Raw genomic sequence first — 22487 nt, 5'->3', positions numbered from 1 at the left:
GGCAAATGGCTGTTTGCTATTGAAAATATAGCTATCAGCGCTTGATGGATAAGCGCTAGAGGCCAAAAACACCAAAAACCTAGGACTTGCGCTCCACGTCTAGGTCGGCCAGCACGCGCAGCAGTGCGCGGTTGACCTCTTCCAGGTCCATCTCGTGCGTCTCGCACAGCTGGCGGATGGCGCTGGCGTCGTCGGTTTCCAGCGCACAGGCCATCTGCAGGCCGCTGGCATAGGGCCCGGTGCCCAGCACCGTGGCGTCGTAGATGCGCTCTGACAGGGGCAGGCGGCGCAGGATGGTGCCCAGCGGTTCGCCCATCAGCTCATCGAGCTGCGACACCAGGCCACACAGGTAGATTTCCCGGCGCAGGTCGTTTTCAACGCCCGCATCCAGCAGGTGGGCGGTGAGGTTGGCGCGCATCACCATGGCGTCGCGCACCGGCTGCAAGTTGGGGTCGGTGCTGGCGTGGGGCAGTTGGTCAGACAACCAGCGTTTGATGGAGCCATAGCCCATCATCACCAGCCCGCGGCGCAGCGAGTCAATGCCTGTGCGCAGGCCCAGCGCCGCCGAGTTGGTGTAGACCATGAAGCGGTACGCCAGCAACGGGTCTTCGCCCATGATGGCTTCAAAGGTCTCCAGCGACTGCTCGGCGTCGATGGCTTTCATCAGCTTGAAGATCACCGCATGCGACGGTTGCTGGGGGGTGTGGCGCATGCTGTACAGCACGTCTTCCGTCGGCCACCCAGCCAGTGCCAGCGCGTTGCTTTGGTCCAGGCAATGCTCCATCAGCGCGCGGCTGGCAATGCCTTCGTACATCTGTCCCGCCAGCACCGGGCTGGGGGCACGCGCGGCTTGTGCCGGTGCGCCCGGGCGGGCGGGAGCGGCCTTCAAGGCGGCCACCGCGTCTTCGGGGCGCAGGGTCAGCAGGCTGTTGTCAAAGCAGCGGGCGATGTCGGCCTCGGGCAGCTTGCCAATGTCACCGCGCCAGACCAGCTTGAGGCCCCGCTGGTGGGCGGACTTGACCCGTGCATAGATGGTCGAGTCGGACAACCACTCGCCACGCACTTCAATCCACGGCGCGCCACGCGGTGCGTGTTCGAGCAAGTCGCACAGAAACTGCCGCGTCTGGGATGAAATCAGCAGGGGTGGGGAGCTGGCTGACCACAGCTCCTGAAGCGTGCGCAGCAGGTGCGAGCCATCGACCACGGCGGATGCTTCGTTGTGGGCGTAGAGCTGGATGGCGGCCAGCTTGCGGGCGCGGTTCCACAGAGGGCGGTAGCCCAGAATGAGGCTGCCAAGAACGGATTGGACCATGTGCTCTCAGGCAAGGTAACGGGGGCCTGCTCCCGGGGGGTGTCTCCTCCACCCCGCAAGCAGGTACTAACCGATGAAATTGAACAGGGACAGTTTCTGGACCATGGCGTAGGACTTGAGGGCGGCCTCGTAACCCACCTGCTGGTTCTGAAAGTCCGAAATGCCCTGGATCATATCGAGATCCTCGGCCCGGGAACGGTCTCCTTCCAGCTGCACAGAGCGCTTTTCCTGGTCGCCCGTAATGCGGTCTGCACGGTTGAGCAACTCGCCCGCATAGCCCCGCATGTTGTGCAGGCGTTCCAGCCCGATGTCCATGTTGCCCAGGGCCTGGCCCACCGCCTGGATGGCGGCATTGCTGTTGGGCGCACTGCGGATGTCGCGGATGGCGCTGTCCAGCGTGCTGAACATGCTGGGGCTGGGTTGCATGGTGATGGTGTCACCGTTGGCCGGGTTGCCGGTGATGTTGAAGCTGAGGCCGGGAATGTCGGCCACCGCAATGGTGACCGGCTTGTCCGAAGGGTAGTCGGGCACCGTGACCGGTGCTGATACCGCACCGGTGGTGGTGTTCGTCAGCGTGTAGGTCGCCGTGCTGGTGCCGACCGTGGCGCCTGGACCTACGGCGCTGAAGGTGATGGTGTAGTTGTCCCCGGTGATCAGGCTCTTGTCCACGGGTGTGACCGCGGTGGTGGTGAGCTGCCGGTCATTCGGAATGGCACTGACCGCCGCGTTGTAAACCCCGTCGCGCTGCGGATCGAACATGAACGCCGCGTCGCCATCCAGCGTACCCGGAATGGTCACCCCGGTGCTGGCCGTCTGCCCTGGCAGCCCGGCAAAGCTGTAGTCCGGTGTGCTGGTCAGCGGGCCCAGAAAAGGCGCCAATGCGCTGCCCAGTGCGCCCAGCAGTGGCACCCCGTTGGTGTCCTTGCGGTTCGCCACTTCCAGAATCTGCTCGCGCAGGCCCTGCAGCTGGTTGGCAATCGTGACCCGGTCATTGGGTGTGAGCGTGGCACTGCCTGCACTCACCGTCAGTTCGCGAAAATTTTGCACCAGGCCAATCGCATCGCCCAGAGCTGACTCGGCCTGCGCAACCGCGTTGCGCTGGGTTTCCAGTGCACGTTGCTCGGTCTGGATGCGGGCCAGTCGGTTGATGGAACGCTCGGCCTGTGCGGCAGAGACGGGGTCGTCACTGGCGCGCACCACACGCTTGCCGGACGTGAGGTTCTCCTGCAGATTGGACAAACTGGTTTGCCGCGAGCCCAGGTTGCGCAGGGCGTTGTCGTACATGTTGGCCGTGCCAAGGCGGTAGAAGTTGTTGCTCATGTCAATCTCCTGTGCGGCGGTCAGCGGCCAATGCCCTGGATGAGCGAGTCAAAAATGCTCTGTGCGATCTGGATCATTTTGGCCGACGCCTGGTAGGCCTGCTGGTATTGGATCAGTTTGGCGGCCTCTTCGTCCAGATTCACGCCTGAAATGGCGGTGCGGTCACGTTCCAGATTGGCCGCAATGGTGGTTGAGAGTTCTGCCGCAAACAGCGAGCTTTGGGTGCGCGTCCCCACCTGGGCCATGGCGCCCGCGTAGCCGTCGCTGAGGGTGGACTCGTCAAACATCTTCACGTCGCGCAGGCCCATCAACGCGCTGGCGTTGCCGGAGTTGCGCGTAAAGATGTCGCCGTACTGCGGATCGGATGCGTTGCCGATGACCACGGTGTCGCCCGTATTGGGGCTGCCCTGCAGCTTGATCTCCCAGCCGTTGATGGAAATCGGGGCACCCGGCGTGTAAGGTTGTGCGGCCGCAATCGTGGTGGGCGGCGCTGTGCCACGGTCCAGCACGTCATACGTAGTGGGCGGGCCTGCCGTGAACTGCAACTGGATGCCGCCCAGAATGGGGGGCAATGCGGCGGGGTTGGCGTTGGGTGGCAACACCAGCCCGGGCGGGTTGGGAAGGCCCGTGGCCTTCAGGCCCGACAGTTGCATCGTGCCGCCGTTGGACGTGCCCATGGCCGCATTGATCGGATTGGCCGCCGCCAGATCGCGCGGCGAATACACCAGCGACTGCATGTTGGCAGCGGCGGTGCTGAACGGCTTGAACAGCATCCGCTCGCCGGGCGTGCCGGGTGTGGTCAGGTTGAAGGTCAGCCCGTCAATGTTCAGTGTGGCCAGGTTGGCCGCGTCAGTGAACGCGGTGGCCTGCCCGTCGGACAGGCGCACGACCTGGCCCGCGGTGCCGGTGGTGAACCGGATTTCGTAGTCGGACGCTGCAAATTGGGTGGGATTGCTGAAAGCGACGGTGCCCACGCCCGCGCCGTTGGTGTAGCCCGGCATGCTGGTGGGCACCGAGAACAGGTCTTTGCCCAGTGCACCATCCAGCGTGAGCCCCAGGTTCTGCTGGTCGTTCATCGTCATGCCGATGGCCATGGCCATGCGACCGAGCAGGTTGCGCCCTTCCGCCAGGTCGGTGTTGTTAAAGCGCAGCAGGCCCGACACCGTGCCGCCGCCCAACACGTTCTCGTCCAGTTCAATGGGGGTCGCGCCCGGGCGGTTGAAGAACAGCTTGAGCTGACCACTGCCAGGGAATGCGGTCGCGTCGCCCACCGACAACTGCGTCGCGGTGGTGCCCAGCACCAGCGGCTGGCTGCCTGCCACGAACAGTCCTATCGTTCCGTCATCCGCTGGAATCTGCGTGGTCTGAACGTACTGGTTGATGTCGCGGATGACCTGGTCGCGCTGGTCCAGCAGGTCGTTGGGTGTCTGTCCATTGCCTTTGGCACGTGCAATCTGCTCGTTGATGCTGGCCATCTGCATGGCCAGGCTGTTGACGGCGGTTGCGCTGCTTTGCAACTGCTCTGTGACCGTGTACTGGATCTCGTTGAGGCGGTCTGCGGCTGAGCGCATGCGGGCGGCTGTTTCGTCCATGCGCGTCAGCACCACGGTACGGGCGGTGATGTCGGTGGGTGCGCTGACCACGTCCGAGAACGCATTCATCATGTCGTTGATGGCGGCGCCCAGACCGGCCGTGCCACCGCTGAACACTTCCTGCAGCTGCTTCAGTCGCTCTGCGCGCACGATGTCAGCGGATTGCACCGATCCCGCTGTGGCCGCCTGGCGCGTCAGGAGTTCGCTCTGGTTGCGCAAAATGGTTTGCACATCCACGCCCTGTCCGATGTACCCGCCGCCCGTGAACTGGCCCTGCACGGTTTGCAGCACCACCGTCTGGCGTGAATAACCCGCGGTGTTGACGTTGGCAATGTTGTGTCCCGCAGTCTGCAGGGCCACCTGGTTGGCCAGAAGGGCGCGGGCGCCGACGCTGAGCAGGCTCATGATTCACCTCGCTTCTCTGTTCTCTGCGGCGCGGCTAGCCGCCCACTGAGCGTGAGGCTGGCATGGCCTAGGCCAGTGCCCCCGCGCAAGGGCCGCCCCGCCGCGCTGGGGGCGTCCCCCTCCCGCGAAGCGAGAGAGGGGGAAGGCGCGAAGCGACTCAGGGGGAGTTTCATATCATGCTTGGGCGCGCTGAGTGCGCAGCACGCTGTTGATGGCGCCGCTGAGTTTCTTCGCGTATTCGGGATCGGTGGCGTAGCCCGCCTTTTGCAGCGCAGAGGCATAGGCCATGGCCGAGCCGGACTGGGCGACGGATTCGGCCTTCTCGTAGCGGGGGCTTTCTTTGATCAGGCGGGCGTAGTCGCGGAAGGAGTCTTCGTACGAGTCGTAGGCGCGGAACTTGGCGGTCACCTTCTGGGCCTTGCCGTTGATGTATTCGGTGGTGGTGATTTCAGCCACCTTGCCGGTCCACCCCTTGGTGGCCTTGATGCCGAACAGGTTGTACGAGGTGGAGCCGTCCTTGTTGCGGATCTCGCTCTTGCCCCAGCCGGTTTCGTGCCCGGCCTGGCCCAGCATGAAGTTGGCGGGAATGCCGCTCTCCTTGGATACGCGCTCTGCGGTGCCGGAGAGGTGCTGCACAAAACTGTCGCGGCCTTTGGGCACGGGGGCGGTAGTGTCGGGCAGGGTGGTGTCGGGCGCGGCTGTGCGGGGGGCAAACTTTTGCAGGCTCAGCGTGGACGGCACGGCGAACTCTGCGTCTTGGGCGCCGCCCATCTGGCGCGACAACTGGCGTGCAATGGCTTCCGACAAACCGCCCTGCATGCCCGACATGCTGACCGACAGCTGCTGGTCCAGCAGGTCCTGCCCCAGGTCGGCCTGGCCGCTGTCCATCAAGCCGGACTTCATGGTGGCTTCGCGCATGCTTTTGATCAGCTCGCGCATGAACAGCGATTCAAACTGCTTGGCCGCCTCGCGGGTGACCTGCGCGCTGCTGGCCGTGCCCGCCTCGTACTTGAGGGCATTGAGCGAGCGGATGTCCACCGCCAGCGCGTTGGACGTGCTGCTGGTGGTGGAGGATGAGGGCAGGGAGAGGGACATGGTCAAGCTCCTTGGCGCGGTGTGTCATGCCCGATGCGCGTGGAACAGGCGCGCCCCAGGCCAGCAACCGCCGCAGAACTGGCTTTGCCAGGCTGCTGGGGGTGTCCCCCTGGGGGGATGACGCGAAGCGGCTCAGGGGGGAACATCTAGATCACTTCCAGCTCTGCATTGAGCGCGCCTGCCGCCTTGATGGCCTGCAGGATCGACAGCAGGTCACCCGGTGTGGCGCCCAGCGAGTTCAGTGCGCGCACCACATCGGCCAGCAGGGGCGATGGCGGCATCTGAATGATGTTGCCCGGCTCCTGGTTGATGGTGATGTCGCTTTGCTGGGTCACCACGGTCTGCCCCTGCGAAAGCGGGTTGGGCTGGCTGATGACCGGGGTCGAACGGATGGTGATGGACAGGTTGCCGTGGGCAATGGCGCAAGGCCCCAGCGTCACGGCCTGGTTCAACACCACCGAGCCGGTGCGTGCATTGATCACCACCTTGGCAGACGGTGTGGAGGATTCCAGTGGCAGCTCTTCCAGATCGGCGATAAAGCCGACCCGCGCACCCGGATCCACTGGCGCACGCACCTGCACCGTCCGGCCATCGAGTGCGGTAGCCAGGCCGTTACCCAGCTTGCCGTTGATGGCCTGGGCGACGCGTCGGGCGGTCTGGAAATCGGAGGAATTCAGTCCCAGGGTGATGGTTTCGCCCTCATTGAGCGGGGTGGGCACAGCGCGCTCTACCTGGGCGCCTTGCGGGATGCGGCCTGCACTGAGGTGATTGATCTGGACTTTGCTGCCGCCCGAAGAGGCGCCCGCCCCGCCCACCACCATATTGCCTTGGGCCAGTGCGTAGATTTCGCCATCGGCACCGCGCATCGGGGTCACGATCAGCGTGCCTCCCTTGAGCGACTTGGCATTGCCCATGGAGGACACGTTCACGTCGATCATCTGCCCCGGTTGTGCAAACGCGGGAAGTTGGGCCGTGACGATCACTGCGGCCACGTTCTTGAGCTGCAACTGCCCGGCTGCGCTGGGCGGCAGGCTGATGCCCATCTGCTGCAGGTAGTTGGTCATGGCCTGCGTGGTGTAGGGCATTTGGGTGGTCTGGTCGCCCGTACCGTCCAGGCCCACCACCAAGCCGTAGCCCGTCAACTGGTTGCTGCGAACGCCCTGCACCGCCGCGATTTCCTTGATGCGCAGGGCGTGTGCGGGGGCTGCCGCGACGCCGGCCACCACGGCCAACAGCAGCCACAGCGCACGCACGGGGCGTTGCAAGAGGGAATGGGACAAGGCTTTCATGGCATCCATTGTGGAAGGCCATGGCAAGAACTAAAACCCAAAAAGAAGCGGGTTCACCAGCCTATTGCGGCACTCGTTTTTCGCGGAGGAACCGCAAGTGCGGCGACTGCATCGAGGCGCTTAGAAAGATAAGAATATGAATCAAAATGGGCTCTAGCGCTTATTTTATAAGCGCTATTAGCTATCATTTTTAAACGGGCCGTAGTATCGCCCCGAAGGTTCAAAACCGGCGCAGCCCCATACCAGCGCCACCGCGGAACCGGCTTCGCCGGGCCGCTGGTGGCGTCCCCCTCAGGGGGAAGGCGCGCAGCGACTCAGGGGGAGCTTAAAAAGGCGTGATGGTGTTGAAGAACCGCCCCATCCAGCCCATCGCTTGCGCTTCGTTCTGCGCGCCGCGTCCGCGGGACTCGACGCGAACATTCGCCACCTGGGTGGAGTTGATGATGCTGCCCGGCTGCAAGGCGCGCGGGTCGATGGTGCCCGAGAAGCGCAGCACATCCACGTTCTGGTTCACGCCGATCTGCTTCTCGCCCGCGACGATGAGGTGGCCGTTGGGCAGCACGTCGATGACGGTCGCGGTGATGGAACCCTGGAAAGTGTTGGCGCTTTCGGTGCCGCCCTTGCCCGCAAAGGTGTTGCCCGAATTGGCGCCCACCCCCAGCTTGTCGGTGAAGGTCGGCTTGGCGAACGGCAGTGCGGTCACGCCCGCAGAAATTTCGGACGTGCGGTCCACCGTGGACGACGACTTCTGGCTGGCAGTCACGTTCTCGATGATCTGGATCGTCACGCTGTCGCCCACCAGGCGTGCACGGCGGTCTTCGAACCCGGGCCGGTAGCTGGCGGTGTGGAACAAGCCGCCGGTGACCGGCGGTGGCGTGCGGCTGGCCGCGGCCAGCGGCGGCGGGGCGGTGGGAAGAATGTCAACGGGGGGTGGAGGCGACAGGCTGGCGCAGCCTGCGCACAGCACGGCGGCGCCCACAGCCGCAGCACCCGAGCGCAGGCGGCGAGCAATGGCGGGAGCCACGAGAAAGAGCGGGTATTGGGTCATGGGGTGCGTCCTTTGGCAGGGATCACAGCTGTGCCAGCTTGGCCAGCATCTGGTCCGAGGTTTGAATGGCCTTGGAATTCATTTCATACGCGCGCTGGGTCTGGATCATGGTCACCAGCTCTTCCACCACGTTCACGTTGGACGACTCCAGAAAACCCTGGCGCACGATGCCCAGGCCATTGGTGCCCGGCGTGCCCTGCTGGGGCTGGCCTGACGCGGCCGATTCCCTGAACAGGTTCTGGCCGATGGGCTCCAGGCCCGCGCTGTTGATAAAGTTGGACATGGCAATGTTGCCCAGCGGCTGGGGCTGCGTGTTGCCCGGCACGATGGCCGACACCGCGCCCTCGGTGCTGATGCTGATGCTGGTGGCGTTGGGGGGCACCGTGATGCCATTGGCCACCGGCAGGCCGCTGGAGCTGACCAGTCGCCCTTGCGAGTCCACTTGAAACGAGCCGTCGCGGGTGTAGCCAATCGTGCCGTCGGGCATGGTCAGTTCAAAAAAGCCGTTGCCGTTGATGGCAACGTCCAGGCTGTTTTTCGACTCTTGCAGGCTGCCTTGCGCAAAACTGCGACTGGTGGCCACAGTGCGCACACCCAGGCCCAGGTGCAGCCCGGTGGGCAGCTGGTTTTGCTCGTCGTTGTTGGCACCCACCTGGCGCAGGTTCTGGTAGATCAGATCTTCAAACACCGCGTTGTTGCGCTTGTAGCCCGTGGTGGAGACGTTGGCCAGGTTGTGCGAGATGACGTCGAGCTGGGTCTGCTGGGCAGACATGCCGGTCTTGGCGATCCAGAGGGAGTTGATCATGGTGCGTCCTTGTGGAGGGGGCTGCGGGTGCTGCGCTGGCGCGGCATCAGCCGTTCATGCTCAGCAACTGGCTGGCGGTCTTGTCGTTGGTTTCGGCGGTCTGCAGCAGCTTGATCTGCTGCTCGAACTGGCGCGAGGCGGCGATCATGCCCACCATGCATTCCACCGGGTTCACGTTGGAACCTTCGATGGCGCCGGCCAGCATGCGGGCATTGGCGTCATTGGCAATGGGCTCGCCCGAGACGGTACGAAACAGCCCGTCGTCCCCGCGCTTGAGCGGGTCTTCCAGCGTGGGGGTGGCCAGCTTCAGGCGGCCAATGGCCTGCGCGGGCTGGCCTGCGGCCTTGGCGGTGACGGTACCGTCGGAGCCCAAGCTGATCTCGGCGCCCGGTGGCACGTCAATGGGTGCGCCGCCGTCTGACAGCACGGGCAAGCCGGTGGGGGTGAGCATCTGGCCCTGGGCGGAGACTTCAAAAATGCCGGCGCGGGTGTAGGCCTCGGTACCGTCCAGGCCTTGCACCGCAAACCAGGCGCTGCCCATGGCCATGGCGTCCAGATTGCGCCCCGTGCGCTGAACGGGGCCCGACGTGCTCACATGGCCCGAGGTGGCCTCCAGCGCAAACACGCGCGTCTTGGCGCCGTCGCCCTGCAGCGGCACCGAACGGAAGGTGGACATCTCCGCCCGGAACCCGTTGGTAGACACGTTGGCCAGGTTGTTGGACAGCACGGCCTGCCGGTGGGCGGCCGCGCTGGCGCCCGTCATGGAGGTGTAGATGATGCGGTCCATAGGGGCTCTCCGGTGTCGTCCAGTGCGGATTCAGGGGGGTGTTGTGGCTACGGCGATCAGCGCAGATTCACCAGGGTGGACATCACCTGGTCTTGCGTCTTGATGGTCTGCGCGTTGGCCTGGTAGGCGCGCTGGGCGGTCATCATGTTGACCAGCTCGGCGGTGAGGTCGACGTTGGAGTCTTCCAGCGCCCCTGAGCGCAGCGAGCCAAAGTTGCCATCGGTGGCAGTGCCCACCACGGGCTGGCCGGACTCGAATGTGGCGACCCAGTTGTTGCCGCCCACCGAAGCGAGGCCTTGCGTGTTGCGAAAGCTGGACAGCGCGATCTGGCCCTCGGCACGGGTCACGCCGTTCGAGTAACGGGTCATGATCATCCCGTTGTTCTCGATGTTGATGCCGGTCAGCTCGCCTGCGGTGTAGCCGTCCTGGCTCAGGTTGGACACGGCGAACTTGGTGCCGAACTGCGTCACCTTGTCCAGACTCACGTCCACGTTGTACGTGGGCAGATTGTTGGGATTGGGCGGCGTGGGGTTGATGGTCAGCGGCAGGGAAAAGCCGGTGGCGGGCGCCGGGGCGACAGGGGCGATGATGGCGCCGTTGTTGTCAAACTCGATCTGCCCAATCGGCGTGGCCACCACGGGTGGCACGGCGGTGGGGTCGTCCAGCTGGTCGTACACGTCCCAGGTGTTGTCGGTGGCGGTCTTCTGGAAATACAGGCTCACGGGCTTGGCCACGCCCTGGCTGTCATAGACGTTGATCGACGTGCCATAGGTGGCGCGCGGTGTGGGCGGCACGGGCGGTGTGGCGGCGGGGTCGCCTGCTGCGTCCGTAGCGCGCGCATCCAGGTTGAAGGCCGCCGTGATGGTGGTGGTCTGTTTGGCGGGGATGGGCTCGGCCGTGGGGAACACCATCGGGATGGGGTCAGTGCCGCTGCGCAGGCCGGTGGCCGGGTCAACCGGGTAGCCCATCACCTTGGCGTTGTCGTTGGTGATCATGTTGCCCACCTTGTCCAGCTTGAAGTTGCCGGCGCGGGTGTAGGCAGCGGTGCCATCAGGCAACTGCAGAGAAAAGAACCCATTGCCGTTGATGGCGACGTCCAGGCTGTTGCCGGTGATGCTCAGGTTGCCCTGGGTGAACTGTTGCGCGACCGCCGCCACTTCCACCCCGATGCCCGCATTGGTGCCGCCAGATGACCCGATGGCCGATGCCACCATCTCAGCAAACTCTGCGCGCGAGGCCTTGAAGCCAACCGTGTTGGAGTTGGCGATGTTGTGGCCAATGACGTCCAGGTTCTTGCTGGAGGCGTTCAGGCCGGAGAGGCCTTGCTGGAAACTCATGGTGTTCTCCTAGGGATCAAATCGTTGGATGCTGGGGTGGGGTCAGCGGGACATCAGAGAACGGCACGGACCTTGTCGTAGGTGACGGTGGCGCCATTCGCAAGGTTCAGGGTCAGCTGGCCATCGCTGGCCCCTGTGCTGACGACCTTGGACTGGATCAGCGAGGTGGACTCCACAGCCACGCCCTTGCTGTCGAGAGCCGTTACCTTGAATCTGAGGTCGCTGGTGCTGCCGGTGTACTTGCTGGCGTCCCATTCGAACTCGTGGCGGCCCGCTTCCTTGGCGTCCAGGTTGACGGTGCCCACGAGCTGGCCGCCGGGCGTCAGGATCTCCACCTTCACATCCTTGGCGGTCGAGTTCAGGTCGAACATGCCCTTGCCGACGCCACCGGCTACGGGCAGCTTGTCGCCTTCGAGCACCACGGTGCGGTCGATCATGGTGGCGCCCTGCATCGTCTGCATCGAGCTGAACTGCTCGGCAATGCCCAGCATGGTGTAGTTGAGCTGCTGAATGCCGGTCACGGTGTTGATCTGCGCAATCTGCGAGGTCATCTGCGCGTTGTCCAGCGGGTTCATCGGGTCCTGGTTGTTCAGCTGGGCGACCAGCAATTTCAGGAAGCGGTCTTGCGCGCCCTCGTTGTCGTTGGCCGCTGCTGCTTTGGTGCCCGCCGTATCGGTGGTGGACGAGGTGTTGGTCACGCTGTTGATCATGGTGATGCCTTCGGGTTACTGGCCCATCTGCAGGGTCTTGAGGAGCAGGGTCTTGGCCGTGTTCATGACCTCGACGTTGTTCTGGTAGGAGCGGGAGGCCGAGATCATGTTGACCATCTCCTCCACTGCGTTGACGTTGGAGTGGTTGACGTAACCCTCCGCGTCCGCTGATGGATGGGCCGGGTCGTGCACACGGCGGCCGGGCACGTTGCTTTCCGTCACACCGCTCACGCGCACGCCTGCAGAGCTGTCGGCGCCCATGGGCTCGGTCTTGAAGACCACCTGGCGTGCCTTGTAGGCCTGGCCATCGGGCCCTGCCACGGCATCGACGTTGGCCAGGTTGCTTGCCACCACGTTGAGGCGCTGCGACTGCGCACTGATGGCGCTGCCCGACACACTGAAGATGGAGAACATGGACATGGTGAATCTCGCTTTCTGGGCTACCGGTGGGCGTAAGGCTTACTGGCCCTGAATGGCGCTGAGCATGGTTTTGGCGCTGCCGTTGATAAAACGCAGCGTCGCCTCGTAGCGCACCGAGTTGTCCACAAAGTTGGCGCGTTCGCGGTCCAGATCGACCGAGTTGTTGTCAAGGGCAGGCTGGGTCTGCACGGTGTAGCCCAGAGCGCCGCGGGCGCCGAGCGCATCGGAGCTGCTGCGGGTGATCGGGATCGGGATATGGCGTGGGTCCGTGGCGCTTGCGGTGCCCACGACGCCAGCCAACACGTTGCGGGTGACACCCGATTTCGAGGTGGCGTCTGCCCCTGCGCTCTGGGTGGACGTGGCTTCGCTCAGGGCGTCGCTGAATTTGAAGTCGCGGGCTACGTAACCCGGCGTGTCGGCGTTGGCAATGTTGCTGGCGATGGCGCGCTGGCGCTCGGCGCGCAGGACAAGTGCGGAGCCGTGGAAATCCAGCCGGTTGGTCATCTTTTCAAGCATGTGTGCCTCACACCGTGAGTTGCAAAGGCGCCGGGTCCAAGGTTTCAACGGATTTCCGGCGTGGCTTGATTATGGAAACCGGGGCGTTTTTCTAAAGCGCAAAGAACGCGGAAATGGGCGCGCAGTTTCGGGGTTTGCGGGGTGGGCAACTGCCTATAGTTCCAGGGGTGAAATGGCTTTTTCCCTACCGGCAGACCCATCACTGCCCTGAGTTCGGGGCTCCCAGTACACCCGGTCCACCCGGCACACCCAGGAGGCACACCATGCGCTCAATCCCCCACCTTTCTTCTGCATTGGCTCGCACGGCACTGCGTGGTGCTGCGCCGCTGATGGCTGCCGCCTGCATCGCTGGGTTCACCGGCCAGGCCGTGGCGCAGGCTGCTGTCGACCCGTCGGTCGATCTGGCACCGCTGACGCAGCAGTGGCTGGACGATGCGGTATCGCGCAACCAGACCGCCGGGATGCCGCTGCGCATGGAAGTGAGTGTGGGCGCCCTGGATTCGCGTCTGCGGCTCGCGCCCTGCGCCAAGGTTGAACCGTACCTGCCCGTAGGCGCCCGCCTGTGGGGGCGGACCCGGCTGGGGCTGCGTTGTGTTCAAGGCGCCACCGCCTGGAACGTCTTTTTGCCCGTCACCGTCAAAGCCTATGGTCCCGCCTGGGTGCTGACCAGCAATGTGGCTCCCGGCGCCGTGCTGACTGCCAATGACGCCACCGAGGCCGAAGTGGACTGGGCGGCCGACAATACCCCCGTGATGGCCAATCCAGATCTTTGGGTGGGCTTGGTGGCATCTCGCCAGCTGGTCGTTGGGCAGGCGCTGCGCCAGAACATGGTGCGAGCCCCTCACCTCTTTCGCGCGGGGGCCCAGGTCAAGGTCATGGCCCAGGGACCTGGCTATGCGGTGACGTCGGCCGGGCAGGCCATGTCTGCGGGGGGCGCAGGGGATTCTGTGCGCATTCGCATGGCTAATGGGCGAATTGTCGGCGGCATTGTGGGTGCCGATGGGACAGTGGAGGTGGCTCTTTAATGACGCCACCCCGATAAATCGCTAAAGTCTGCGGCAGATGGGTCGAAAACATTGCTACTGTGCCCCACATCAAACGGGGTGGTGGAGAGAGCGATGAAGATAGGTCAAAAACCGGAACTCCCGGCTGCACTGGCGCAAACGGGGTTGGCAAAGCCAGCCAAAAGCCCAGCCAGCCCCGCTGAAGGAGCCGTCAAAGACGCAGTGGCAGCGTCAACCGCCGGTGTGCCTGTCACTGTTTCCAATGCGGCGCGGGCCCTGGATCAAACGTCGCGGACGACCGCCGACTTTGATGCGGGCAAGGTCAAAGCCGTCCGCACTGCCATCGAAAAAGGCACGTTTTCTGTGGATGCCGAGGCCATCGCCGACAAAATGCTGTCCAACGCCCAGGAAATCCTGGCGCGCTCCCGCGGCTAGACCGCACTCCATCCGATCTTGAACTGAAGCCCCATGTCGTCCCTGGAAACAGCCCTGGCGAACGTGGAGCAGCAAGTGGAGGCTGTTTCGGCCGCTCTATTGGCCATTGATCCCCCGGTATTGGAATTGCGCAGCACAGCCCTGCGGCAGGCCGCCGCTGAGTTGGCCGAGGTCATGCGGCGCACCAACGTCGACTCCCTTCCCGCCGATCTGGCCAAACGCCTGCAGGCGGTAGGTGCCAGCGTAGACATGCAACGCGACAATCTGGCGCGCGTTGCCGCCCTCACAGACCGCCAGGTGGCCGCCGTGCTGCCGCCTTCGGACGCCACCACCTACGGTGCCCGTGCCGGTGGCAATGCGGCACGCATCTATAAATCAGCTGGGTAGTGTCCGGTGAAGACTTGGCACCATCTGCCAAGCGTTACTTCAAAAATAAGAGCTGCTTGCGCTTGATCACAAAGGGTTTCAGGTAGTTTTCTATTTGAAACCCAATGAATTCAAGCGCAAGCAGCTCCTTTTTTTGTATCAATGGCAGATACGGTTGAGAGGCTGATAGTCCGCGGTACGGGGCGCGACCCCAGCCAGTGCCACCGTGGAACTGGCTTTGCCAGGCCGCCGGTGGCGTCCCCCTCAGGGGGAAGGCGCCGAAGGCGACTCAGGGGGAGCCTAATGCGCGCGCATTTTTGCGCGCAGCCGGGCAATCGACTGGCTGTGCAACTGGCACACCCGCGACTCGGTCACGCCCAGCACGGCTGCAATCTCCTTGAGATTCATGTCGTGCTCGTAGTACATGCCCATGATGTGCTGTTCGCGTTCCGGCAAGGTCTTGATGGCGTTGACCAGTGACACCTTCAGTCGCTGGTCGCGCAGCATTTCCAGCGGGTCGGCATCAGCGTCGCCCACATGGCGGTCCAAAAAGCCGTCATCGTCCTCGTTCCCGCGGGTCATGTCTTCCAGGTACACCAGCTGCGTACCGCGAACCTTGCCCAACAGGGACTGGTATTCGGCCAGGGGCATGCCCATTTCAGTGGCGATTTCCGATTCGAGCGGGCTGCGGCCCAGCTTTTGCTCTATGCGTTGCACGGCGTGCTCGATGTCTTTTTGGCTTTTACGCGAGCTGCGCGACATCCAGTCGCCCTCGCGCAGCTCGTCGAGCATGGCGCCGCGGATGCGCTGGGTGGCGAAGGTTTCAAACTGCACGCCCTGGGCCACCTCGTAGCGCGAAAGCGCCTCTGCCAAACCCATCATGCCGACCTGGATCAGGTCGTCCAGCTCCACGTTGGGAGGCAGCTTGGCGATCATGTGGTGTGCAATCCGTCGCACCAGCGGGACGTGCTGGCGGATCATCGCGTCACGATCAAGCTGGCCTTTGGCGGTGTACATAGAAAGCGTGTTGTGCACTGGTAGAACGTCAATGGCTCCAGGCAAACTGCGCAGGCACGTTGGACAAGTTACTGGATGAAAGCGCAGTCAGCGTTCCGCTGATAGTGCCCGCATTCTCCAGCAGTTGCAAGGCCAGGCGCTGAAGGTCCTGGGGGTTCTGGGTGGCAATGGTGGTGGTGCGCACAGGGCCGCCCAGATGGCGTTCGGCGCACCCTTGCAGCGTCTGCAAGGCCGACTGGGTTTTGCGCCGTTCGGCCGCAGTATTGCCGTGCAATAGCGCAGCCACCATACAAGGCAGTCCCGTGTGCACGGCGATCTGCTTGAGGCTCTTGTAGCTGGTGATGACCCCGGCGGATCCTTGCCCCATCACCACCAGCGGCGTGGTGGCGGTGTGGGTCAACAGCGGCCCGAGGGTGGACGCAGGCGCATGCAGCACCATCAGCCCGTAGGTTCTGAAGTAGGGCAAAAGCCCCTGCAGCGGCGAGGCGTGCGTGCTGCGTGTCTCGCGGCTGATGTGCGCCAGGCCTTTGGCGGCCGGAATCACCGCCAGCGACGATGCGGTGGCGCCCATGTTCATGCTGGCGCCATCGTTCCACGGCGTTTGTTGCAGCAAATGCAGCAAGCCCGGGCTGTCTTCGGTTTCCAGCGCCGTACCGTCCAGCACCACGACCGGGTACCCCAGTCGCTGCAAACTGGCGCAGATCTGCCACAGTGCTTCCAGCCCGGTGGCGGCGTTGCCCTGGCTGGCAACGGCCAGCACCCGCAATTCAGTTTGCGGTGTGAAGCTGTGCAGCCCCGCGCCTTGATGAAAGCCGATATCAAGCATCGACCAGCCCCCGCTCGTTCATGGTGTCGGGCGAATGCGAGAAGAAGAAGTTCAGGTCGACGGCCTTGGGGTCGAAAGCCGATTTGGCCGGAGCCCGCATGGACGTGGAAATGAGCTTGTTCGCGTCGGCACGCTCCCAGTCTTCAGGAACCCGCTGGCCGTTGGTCACGCCACGCAGCACCATCTGGTGGCGGATCAGCGCGTCGATGGCGGGGCCCAGTTTCACGGCTTCGTCCACCTTGGAGAGGATGGCTTGCTGCGAACCGTCGGTCTTGAACGCGGTGAGCACGTCGTCCAGCGTGTCGCCGTGGCAACCGGCGTTCAGCACCAGCAGGCGGTTGACGTTGGGCAGGTCCAGCACATCCAGCATGTCGCGCTTGCGGGGGTCTCTGGGGGCCACGCCGGTGGTGTCGATGAGCACCATCTTCTTGCCGCTGAGCAGGCCCAGCAGGTCTTGCAGTGCAGCGCGGTCATGGGCCAGGTGGGCCACGATGCCGAGCATGCGGCCGTAGGTGCGCAGTTGTTCGTGCGCACCGACGCGGTACGTGTCCAGCGTGATCAGGCCCACACTGCCGGGGCCGTGCACGCGGGCGCACATGGCCGCCAGCTTGGCGGTGGTGGTGGTTTTGCCCACGCCCGTGGAGCCCACCATCGCAAAGATGCCACCTTGTTCATACAGGGGTGGGTCCGTCAGGTCGGTCTTGAGGTTGCGCTCCAGCACTTCCATCAGCCAGCGCACGGATTCGCCGGCCGAGAGTTCTTCGGGCATGCGCTCCAAAACGGCGCGTGCCAAAGCAGGCGAATACCCAGCGCGGATCATCTTGAGCATGAGGTTCGACTGAATCGGGTTCTGGCGCGCTTGTCCCAGCCAGGCCAGGGTGTTGAAGCGGTCCTCAATCAGATCCTTCATCGCATGCAGCTCGCTCATCACGCTTTGCTGGTTGTTCACCTGGGCCAGATGGCTGGTCGATGCTTCCTGGCGGCGACGAGGGGGCTCGGGCGGAAGGTCCATGGGGATGGTGCGCAGCGGGTTGTGGCGAACCACGGCCGGTGCGGAGGTGATGCGCTCGCGCTCAGGCGCTTCGTCGCGGCTGCGCTCGGACAGCGTGGGCGGGTCCGACGGGCCGTTCATGGCTTCATGGCGGCGGCGCAGCATGCGCTCGCGCACGTAGTCCTGAAACGACAGCGTGCTCATGGCAAGTTGCTCGGTGTCTTCTTCGATGGGGTTGCGAACCGGCGGCGCTATCACCTTGGCCTGACTCGCACGCGAAGGGATGCCGCGCGCCTGCGTGGGCGCCAACAGCGGTGGGTGGCTGGAGGAGGCCGAAGACCCCGTACCTCCGTCCAAGGCCGACAAGGTGTCTTCTGCCGTGGCCACCACCTCGACGCCATTGGCCGTGGGGCGGTTGGACAAAATCAGTGTGCCGTCGCCAAAGGCCATGCGCGCTTTGGCCAGAGCCTCCCGGGATGTGGGAGCGTTAAAGCGTTTGATGTTCATGCTGATGCACCTTTAAGGATCGGCCCAATGCGGATGGTGTGGGTCTCTGGGATTTCACTGTGCGCAAGCACCTGAAGGCGGGGCGCCACGCGGCGCACCAGGCGAGAGATGGAATTGCGAATCTGGTCGGGAACCAGCAGGCAGGCGGGCAAGCCCATTTCTTCCTGCTTGAGGGCCACTTCGGCAGCCTTTTGCGTAAGGATGTCTGCCACGCCGGGGTCCAGTGCGGGGCCCGCTGCGTTGCCCAGGGCTTGCACCAAAAGGCGCTCCAGGCCAGGCTCGATGGCGATGACGTTGAGTTCGCGGGTAGGGCCGTAGATTTGCTGAACGATGGCGGGCGACAGCGCAATGCGCACGCGGCGGGCCAGTTCCACCGGGTCCGAGATGCCTCCAGCGTGTTCGGCCAGCGTCTCGATGATGGTGCGGATATCGCGGATGTGCACAGACTCTTCCAGCAGGAGCTGGAGGACTTTCTGGAACGTTGCGATGGAGACCATTTTGGGGACCACTTCTTCGATGAGCTTGGGGGCCAGCTTGGCCACGTGTTCCACCAGTTGCTGGGTCTCTGTGCGACTCAGAAGCTTGGCGGCTTGCACTTGCATCAAGTGTGACAAATGGGTGGCCATCACGGTTTCGGAATCAACGACCGTAAAACCTGCCATTTGTGCGGCTTCCTTCTGCCGATCGTCGATCCAGTGTGCTGGCAATCCAAACGCGGGGTCGGTGGTGGGGGTGCCAATCAGCGGCGTGGTGATGCCGCCGGGGTTGATGGCCAGGAACATGCCGGGGAAGGCCTCGCCTTCGCCCACCACCACGCCACGCAGCGTGATGCGGTAGCCGCTGGGCTTCAATTCGAGGTTGTCGCGCACATGCACGGCAGGGGGCAAGAAGCCCACTTCTTGCGCAAACTTGCGGCGCACACCCTTGATGCGGGTCAGCAGGTCGCCCTGGCGGCTCTTGTCCACCAGGCTGATCAGGCGGTAGCCCAGCTCCAGGCCCAGCAGGTCCACGGGCTGCAGGTCGTCCCAGGTGGCTTCGCCATCGGCGACCGGGGCAGGGGGCGCTTCGACTTCGGGCGGCACCTTCTGGCGTTCGTACAGCGTCCAGGCGGCGTAGCCGAGCAGACCGCCCATAGTGAGGAACACCAGGTGAGGCATGCCCGGGATCAAGCCCAGCAGTATCAGAATGCCGGCCGTCACGCCCAGCACGCGGGGCGACATGAAGAGCTGTTCGACGATCTGGCGGCCCATGTCGTGGTCCTTGCCCACGCGCGAGATCACCATGGCGGCTGCCACCGAGATCAGCAGCCCGGGGATCTGCGCCACCAGCGCATCACCAACCGCCAGCAGAATGTAGCTGTCCGCCGCCTGTCCGGCCGACAATCCGTGCTGCAGCATGCCGATGGCAAAACCGCCCACGATATTGATCACAAGGATCAAGATGCCCGCGACGGCATCGCCGCGCACGAACTTGGAGGCACCGTCCATGGAACCGAAGAAGTTCGCTTCTTCGGCAACTTCTGCGCGCCGGCGCTTGGCTTCCTTTTCGTCGATCATCCCGGCGTTCAGATCGGCGTCTACTGCCATCTGCTTGCCCGGCATGGCGTCCAGCGCGAAGCGCGCAGACACCTCGGCGATGCGCTCTGCACCCTTGGTAATCACCACGAAGTTGATCACCACCAGAATCGCGAAAACAATCAGACCCACGGCAAAGTTGCCGCCGATCAGGAAGTGGCCGAAGGCCTCGATCACCGCACCGGCGGCGCCCGGGCCGGTGTGACCCTCCAGCAATACCACCCGGGTCGACGCCACGTTGAGCGACAGGCGCATGAGTGTGGTCAGCAGCAAAACCGCAGGGAACGCCGCGAAATCCAGCGGGCGCAGCATGTACGCCGCCACCATCATCACCATCAACGCGACGGCGATGTTCAGGGTGAAAAAAGCGTCCAGCAACCAGGGCGGGATGGGCAACACCATGAGCGCCAGGATGGCCACCACCAGCAGCGGCGCCGACATGCCCTGCAAGGCACCCGAGTTGTTGCCCGCCCATTGCCGAAGAGACGTCATGGAGTTGTTCATGCTGGGGCGCCTTGCACCGTGGTGCGGTTGAGCGGATCGAGTTCCGGCGGAACATAGGGGTCAACCAGGCTGTCGGGCATGCGGCCTTCGCCGCGCAGTGCCGCTTTCAGTCGGTACACATAAGCCAGCACCTGCGCCACGGCGGTGTACAGCGTGGCGGGGATGGCCTGGTCAAGCTCTGCGTGGGCGTACAGTGCGCGCGCCAGCATGGGCGACTGCAGCACGGGCACGCCGTGTTCCTTGGCCAGGTCACGGATGCGCAGGGCGGTGAGGTCCGTGCCGCGCGAGACCACTTGTGGCGCGCTCATCGTCTTCTCGTCGTATTTCAGTGCCACGGCATAGTGGGTGGGGTTCATCACCACAAAATCGGACTTGGGCACCGCCGACACGCTGGCCCGGTCTGCCACTTCGCGTTGGCGCTGGCGGATGCGGCCTTTGGTGTGCGGGTTGCCGTCCGATTCCTTGTGCTCTTGCTTGACCTCTTCGTGCGACATCTTGAGCCGCGCTTTGAAGAAGTACGCCTGCAGGGGCACGTCGATGAGCGCTGCCAGGAACACCACCAGCAAAAGCAGGCTCATGCCCGACGTGAGCCAGTCGGCCACCTGGCGGATGGCCAGCGGCGAGGGTTGCAGCACCAGCATGGCCACCTGCTCGATGCTGTTGCCCATGTACTTCCACGCTACAAATGTCAGGATGGCTGACATCAGAATCATCTTGGCCACGTTGGCCATTTGCTGTTTGGAAAAAAGATTCGTGAACCCGGAAATCGGATTCAGCCGGTTGAACTGGGGACTGATGGGCTTGGCGCTGAAGATCCAGCCGCCCGCGCCAATGGCGCTCACGAGGGCTGCGCCTCCGGTCAGCAGGGCAAACACCGCGCTGGCGATCACACCAATCACGACCATGTCCTGCAGTCGCGTGATCATGTGGCCCGGCGACATGACCGTGGCAGCGTTGAATGCCAACTGCTGGCTCATCGCCAACTGCATGCGGTTCATCAGCTCTGGGGCCAGCAGCAGCAGGCAGGCAGCGCCTGCGCCCAGAATGGCCAGATGCGACAGATCCCGCGAGCGAGCGCCCTGACCGTCCGCACGCGTTTTTTGCAGCTTGCGCTCTGACGCGGGGAGGCTTTTTTCTTGGCTGGATTCCATGATGGCATGACGGCTGGTGTCCTGCCATTGTCGTGAGCGACCTGGAAATCTAAAGCTGGATAAGGGGGCCGCAGCCCCCTCTTATCCTTGCTGGCCGCAGCGGCGGCAACGTTGTAGCCGCAAACGGCTGGGGAGGCGCCGTGCTACGAAGGATTGTTAAAAATGATAGCTATCAGCGCTTATTGGATAAGCGCTAGAGGCCATTTTTATACAAAATCTGCGGAAATTCGCAGAAATCAGAACCCGAGGCTGGCCAGAAGATCGTCGACCTGCGATTGGTCGGTGACCACGTCGGTCGTTTTCTCGGGATCCACCACGGGGCCTTGAAGGTGACCGCGTTGGGCTTCCACCACCGGCACCTGCACGTGGGGTGGCGCCGTCTGAATCAGCAGTTGCACCAATTGATCTTCGATGGTGGCAGCGAGGTTCACCACGCGGGCAATCACCTGGCCGGTCAGGTCATGAAAGTCCTGCGCCATCATGATTTCGGTCAGATGCGTATCGGCTTCTTTGGTCACGCGCTCGACATCGGTGAGGAAATTCATGATTTCCCCCTTGGCCACCGCCGCCACCGGGTCTTTGACGAGCGATGTCACCACGCGGCGCGTCTCCGCCGCGATGTAGTCGTGCTGCGCCTTGGCCTGCTCCACGCGGTTGAGCACCTTCTCAGCGGCTTCTCCGGTGAGGCGGGCGATGTACGACAGGCGGCTTTGCGCGTCGGGCAGTTCGCCCATCGAGCCGCGCAGCTTGTCGGCATAACCCAGCTCGTTCAGCGAATCGTGAAGCTGGCGGGTCAGCTGGCCGATCTTGTGGTGTACATCGGCAGGCGGCTGGCTGTTGTCCGGTGTGTCGTCCATGGTGTCATAACCCCATCTTCTTCAGAATCAAGGTCACTTTTTCTTCCAAAGTGGCCTTGGTGAAGGGTTTGACGATGTACCCCGCGGCGCCATTTTGGGCCGCCATCACGATGTCTTCCTTGCGGGCTTCGGCCGTCACCATCAGAACAGGCAAGTGTTTGAGCTTGTCGTCCTTCTTGATTTCAGCCAGCAGCTGGAAGCCGTTCATGTTGGGCATGTTGATGTCAGTCACCACGAAGTCGAATTTGCTGCTGCGCAGCTTGTTCAATGCGGCCACGCCATCTTCCGCCTCGTCGGCATCGGCAAAACCGCTCTCTTTGAGCAGGTTGCGCACGATGCGTCGCATGGTGGAGAAGTCGTCAACGATCAAAAAACGAAGGGCTGTGGTCACGTGGGACCCTTTCGGTCGGAAATAGCGGGAGGAACCTGTTCAATGTCTTTTTGGAGTCGCGCAAGCGCATTTTCGGGATGGGATGCAAGGCGCGGTGCGCAGTGGATAGCATAGCTATCCACAAGCGCTGCAACGCCGCAGACCGCCCGAAAATGCACTTGCCCGAAGGGTTGGAGTGAAATCGGGCGATTGGACGCCCGGCCGCTTGCATGGGCATGAGCCCATGCG

At 63.6% G+C, this 22487-nt stretch carries 22 protein-coding genes; 3 read left to right on the top strand and 19 right to left on the bottom strand.

All coding sequences use genetic code 11. The features are described 5' to 3' along the window. Positions 1-79 precede the first annotated feature (79 nt). From ACK41V_RS15735 to ACK41V_RS15680, 12 genes are all read right to left on the bottom strand, one after another. A complete protein-coding gene (locus ACK41V_RS15735; RefSeq protein ID WP_409783547.1) occupies positions 80-1312 on the bottom strand; it encodes an HDOD domain-containing protein in 1233 nt (410 codons plus the stop codon). A gap of 66 nt (positions 1313-1378) precedes the next feature. Continuing rightward, positions 1379-2632, bottom strand: a complete 1254-nt coding sequence (gene flgL / locus ACK41V_RS15730) for a flagellar hook-associated protein FlgL (protein WP_409783546.1) — start codon at positions 2630-2632, stop codon at positions 1379-1381. Between the two features lie 20 nt (positions 2633-2652). Further along, entirely contained in the window at positions 2653-4629 is a 1977-nt protein-coding gene (gene flgK / locus ACK41V_RS15725; protein WP_409783545.1) for a flagellar hook-associated protein FlgK, read from the bottom strand. A 174-nt stretch (positions 4630-4803) separates the two neighbouring features. Next, positions 4804-5724: a flagellar assembly peptidoglycan hydrolase FlgJ gene (gene flgJ / locus ACK41V_RS15720; RefSeq protein ID WP_409783544.1), complete on the bottom strand. Its 921-nt coding sequence runs from the start codon at positions 5722-5724 to the stop codon at positions 4804-4806. Between the two features lie 146 nt (positions 5725-5870). Continuing rightward, a complete protein-coding gene (locus ACK41V_RS15715) occupies positions 5871-7013 on the bottom strand; it encodes a flagellar basal body P-ring protein FlgI (RefSeq protein WP_409783543.1) in 1143 nt (380 codons plus the stop codon). A gap of 325 nt (positions 7014-7338) precedes the next feature. Then, positions 7339-8061, bottom strand: a complete 723-nt coding sequence (locus tag ACK41V_RS15710; protein ID WP_409783542.1) for a flagellar basal body L-ring protein FlgH — start codon at positions 8059-8061, stop codon at positions 7339-7341. Between the two features lie 22 nt (positions 8062-8083). Beyond that, positions 8084-8866, bottom strand: a complete 783-nt coding sequence (flgG, locus tag ACK41V_RS15705; RefSeq protein WP_409783541.1) for a flagellar basal-body rod protein FlgG — start codon at positions 8864-8866, stop codon at positions 8084-8086. Between the two features lie 46 nt (positions 8867-8912). Further along, positions 8913-9653, bottom strand: coding sequence for a flagellar basal-body rod protein FlgF (gene flgF, locus ACK41V_RS15700; protein ID WP_409783540.1), 741 nt, complete (start codon positions 9651-9653; stop codon positions 8913-8915). Positions 9654-9709: 56 nt separating this feature from the next. Beyond that, entirely contained in the window at positions 9710-10990 is a 1281-nt protein-coding gene (gene flgE / locus ACK41V_RS15695; protein WP_409783539.1) for a flagellar hook protein FlgE, read from the bottom strand. Between the two features lie 53 nt (positions 10991-11043). Continuing rightward, positions 11044-11700 (bottom strand): flagellar hook assembly protein FlgD, encoded by a 657-nt coding sequence (locus ACK41V_RS15690; RefSeq protein WP_409783538.1) that lies wholly within the window; start codon positions 11698-11700, stop codon positions 11044-11046. Positions 11701-11715: 15 nt separating this feature from the next. Beyond that, positions 11716-12120, bottom strand: a complete 405-nt coding sequence (flgC, locus tag ACK41V_RS15685; protein ID WP_409783537.1) for a flagellar basal body rod protein FlgC — start codon at positions 12118-12120, stop codon at positions 11716-11718. Between the two features lie 39 nt (positions 12121-12159). Next, positions 12160-12636 carry a flagellar basal body rod protein FlgB gene (locus ACK41V_RS15680; RefSeq protein ID WP_409783536.1) on the bottom strand — a complete coding sequence of 159 codons (477 nt, stop codon included), beginning with the start codon at positions 12634-12636 and terminating at the stop codon, positions 12160-12162. Between the two features lie 263 nt (positions 12637-12899). Here ACK41V_RS15680 and flgA point away from each other — a divergent pair, with 263 nt between their 5' ends. The 3 genes from flgA (at position 12900) to ACK41V_RS15665 (ending at position 14462) form a co-directional block, all read left to right on the top strand. Continuing rightward, positions 12900-13661, top strand: coding sequence for a flagellar basal body P-ring formation chaperone FlgA (gene flgA / locus ACK41V_RS15675; RefSeq protein WP_409783535.1), 762 nt, complete (start codon positions 12900-12902; stop codon positions 13659-13661). A 93-nt stretch (positions 13662-13754) separates the two neighbouring features. Further along, on the top strand, positions 13755-14075 hold the full coding sequence (flgM, locus tag ACK41V_RS15670) for a flagellar biosynthesis anti-sigma factor FlgM (RefSeq protein ID WP_409783534.1): 321 nt from the start codon (positions 13755-13757) through the stop codon (positions 14073-14075). A gap of 33 nt (positions 14076-14108) precedes the next feature. After that, positions 14109-14462 (top strand): hypothetical protein, encoded by a 354-nt coding sequence (locus ACK41V_RS15665; RefSeq protein ID WP_409783533.1) that lies wholly within the window; start codon positions 14109-14111, stop codon positions 14460-14462. Positions 14463-14741: 279 nt separating this feature from the next. On the opposite strand, the gene ACK41V_RS15660 is transcribed toward ACK41V_RS15665, so the two are convergent. The 7 genes from ACK41V_RS15660 to cheY all read right to left on the bottom strand — a co-directional run bounded on the left by ACK41V_RS15660 (position 14742) and on the right by cheY (position 22259). Continuing rightward, the gene (locus ACK41V_RS15660; protein ID WP_409783532.1) at positions 14742-15458 is read right to left on the bottom strand and encodes an RNA polymerase sigma factor FliA; all 717 of its coding nucleotides are present in this window, start codon (positions 15456-15458) and stop codon (positions 14742-14744) included. A 28-nt stretch (positions 15459-15486) separates the two neighbouring features. Next, complete coding sequence (locus ACK41V_RS15655; RefSeq protein ID WP_409783531.1) at positions 15487-16284, bottom strand: hypothetical protein; 798 nt, start codon at positions 16282-16284, stop codon at positions 15487-15489. Beyond that, a complete protein-coding gene (gene flhF, locus ACK41V_RS15650) occupies positions 16277-17782 on the bottom strand; it encodes a flagellar biosynthesis protein FlhF (protein WP_409783530.1) in 1506 nt (501 codons plus the stop codon). Before flhF ends, ACK41V_RS15655 begins: the two co-directional genes overlap by 8 nt. Further along, complete coding sequence (gene flhA, locus ACK41V_RS15645) at positions 17779-19860, bottom strand: flagellar biosynthesis protein FlhA (protein ID WP_409783529.1); 2082 nt, start codon at positions 19858-19860, stop codon at positions 17779-17781. Before flhA ends, flhF begins: the two co-directional genes overlap by 4 nt. Next, on the bottom strand, positions 19857-21011 hold the full coding sequence (locus ACK41V_RS15640; RefSeq protein WP_409783528.1) for a flagellar biosynthesis protein FlhB: 1155 nt from the start codon (positions 21009-21011) through the stop codon (positions 19857-19859). The genes flhA and ACK41V_RS15640 overlap by 4 nt, the downstream gene beginning before the upstream one ends. A gap of 236 nt (positions 21012-21247) precedes the next feature. Then, complete coding sequence (locus ACK41V_RS15635; protein ID WP_409783527.1) at positions 21248-21868, bottom strand: protein phosphatase CheZ; 621 nt, start codon at positions 21866-21868, stop codon at positions 21248-21250. A gap of 4 nt (positions 21869-21872) precedes the next feature. Then, positions 21873-22259, bottom strand: coding sequence for a chemotaxis response regulator CheY (gene cheY / locus ACK41V_RS15630; RefSeq protein ID WP_409783526.1), 387 nt, complete (start codon positions 22257-22259; stop codon positions 21873-21875). Positions 22260-22487 lie beyond the last annotated feature (228 nt).

This window comes from Acidovorax sp. (assembly GCF_046291265.1).
Taxonomy (GTDB): domain Bacteria; phylum Pseudomonadota; class Gammaproteobacteria; order Burkholderiales; family Burkholderiaceae_C; genus Acidovorax.
The sequence above is the reverse complement of the archived record's forward strand: the minus strand, read 5'-3'. Positions and strand labels throughout refer to the sequence as shown.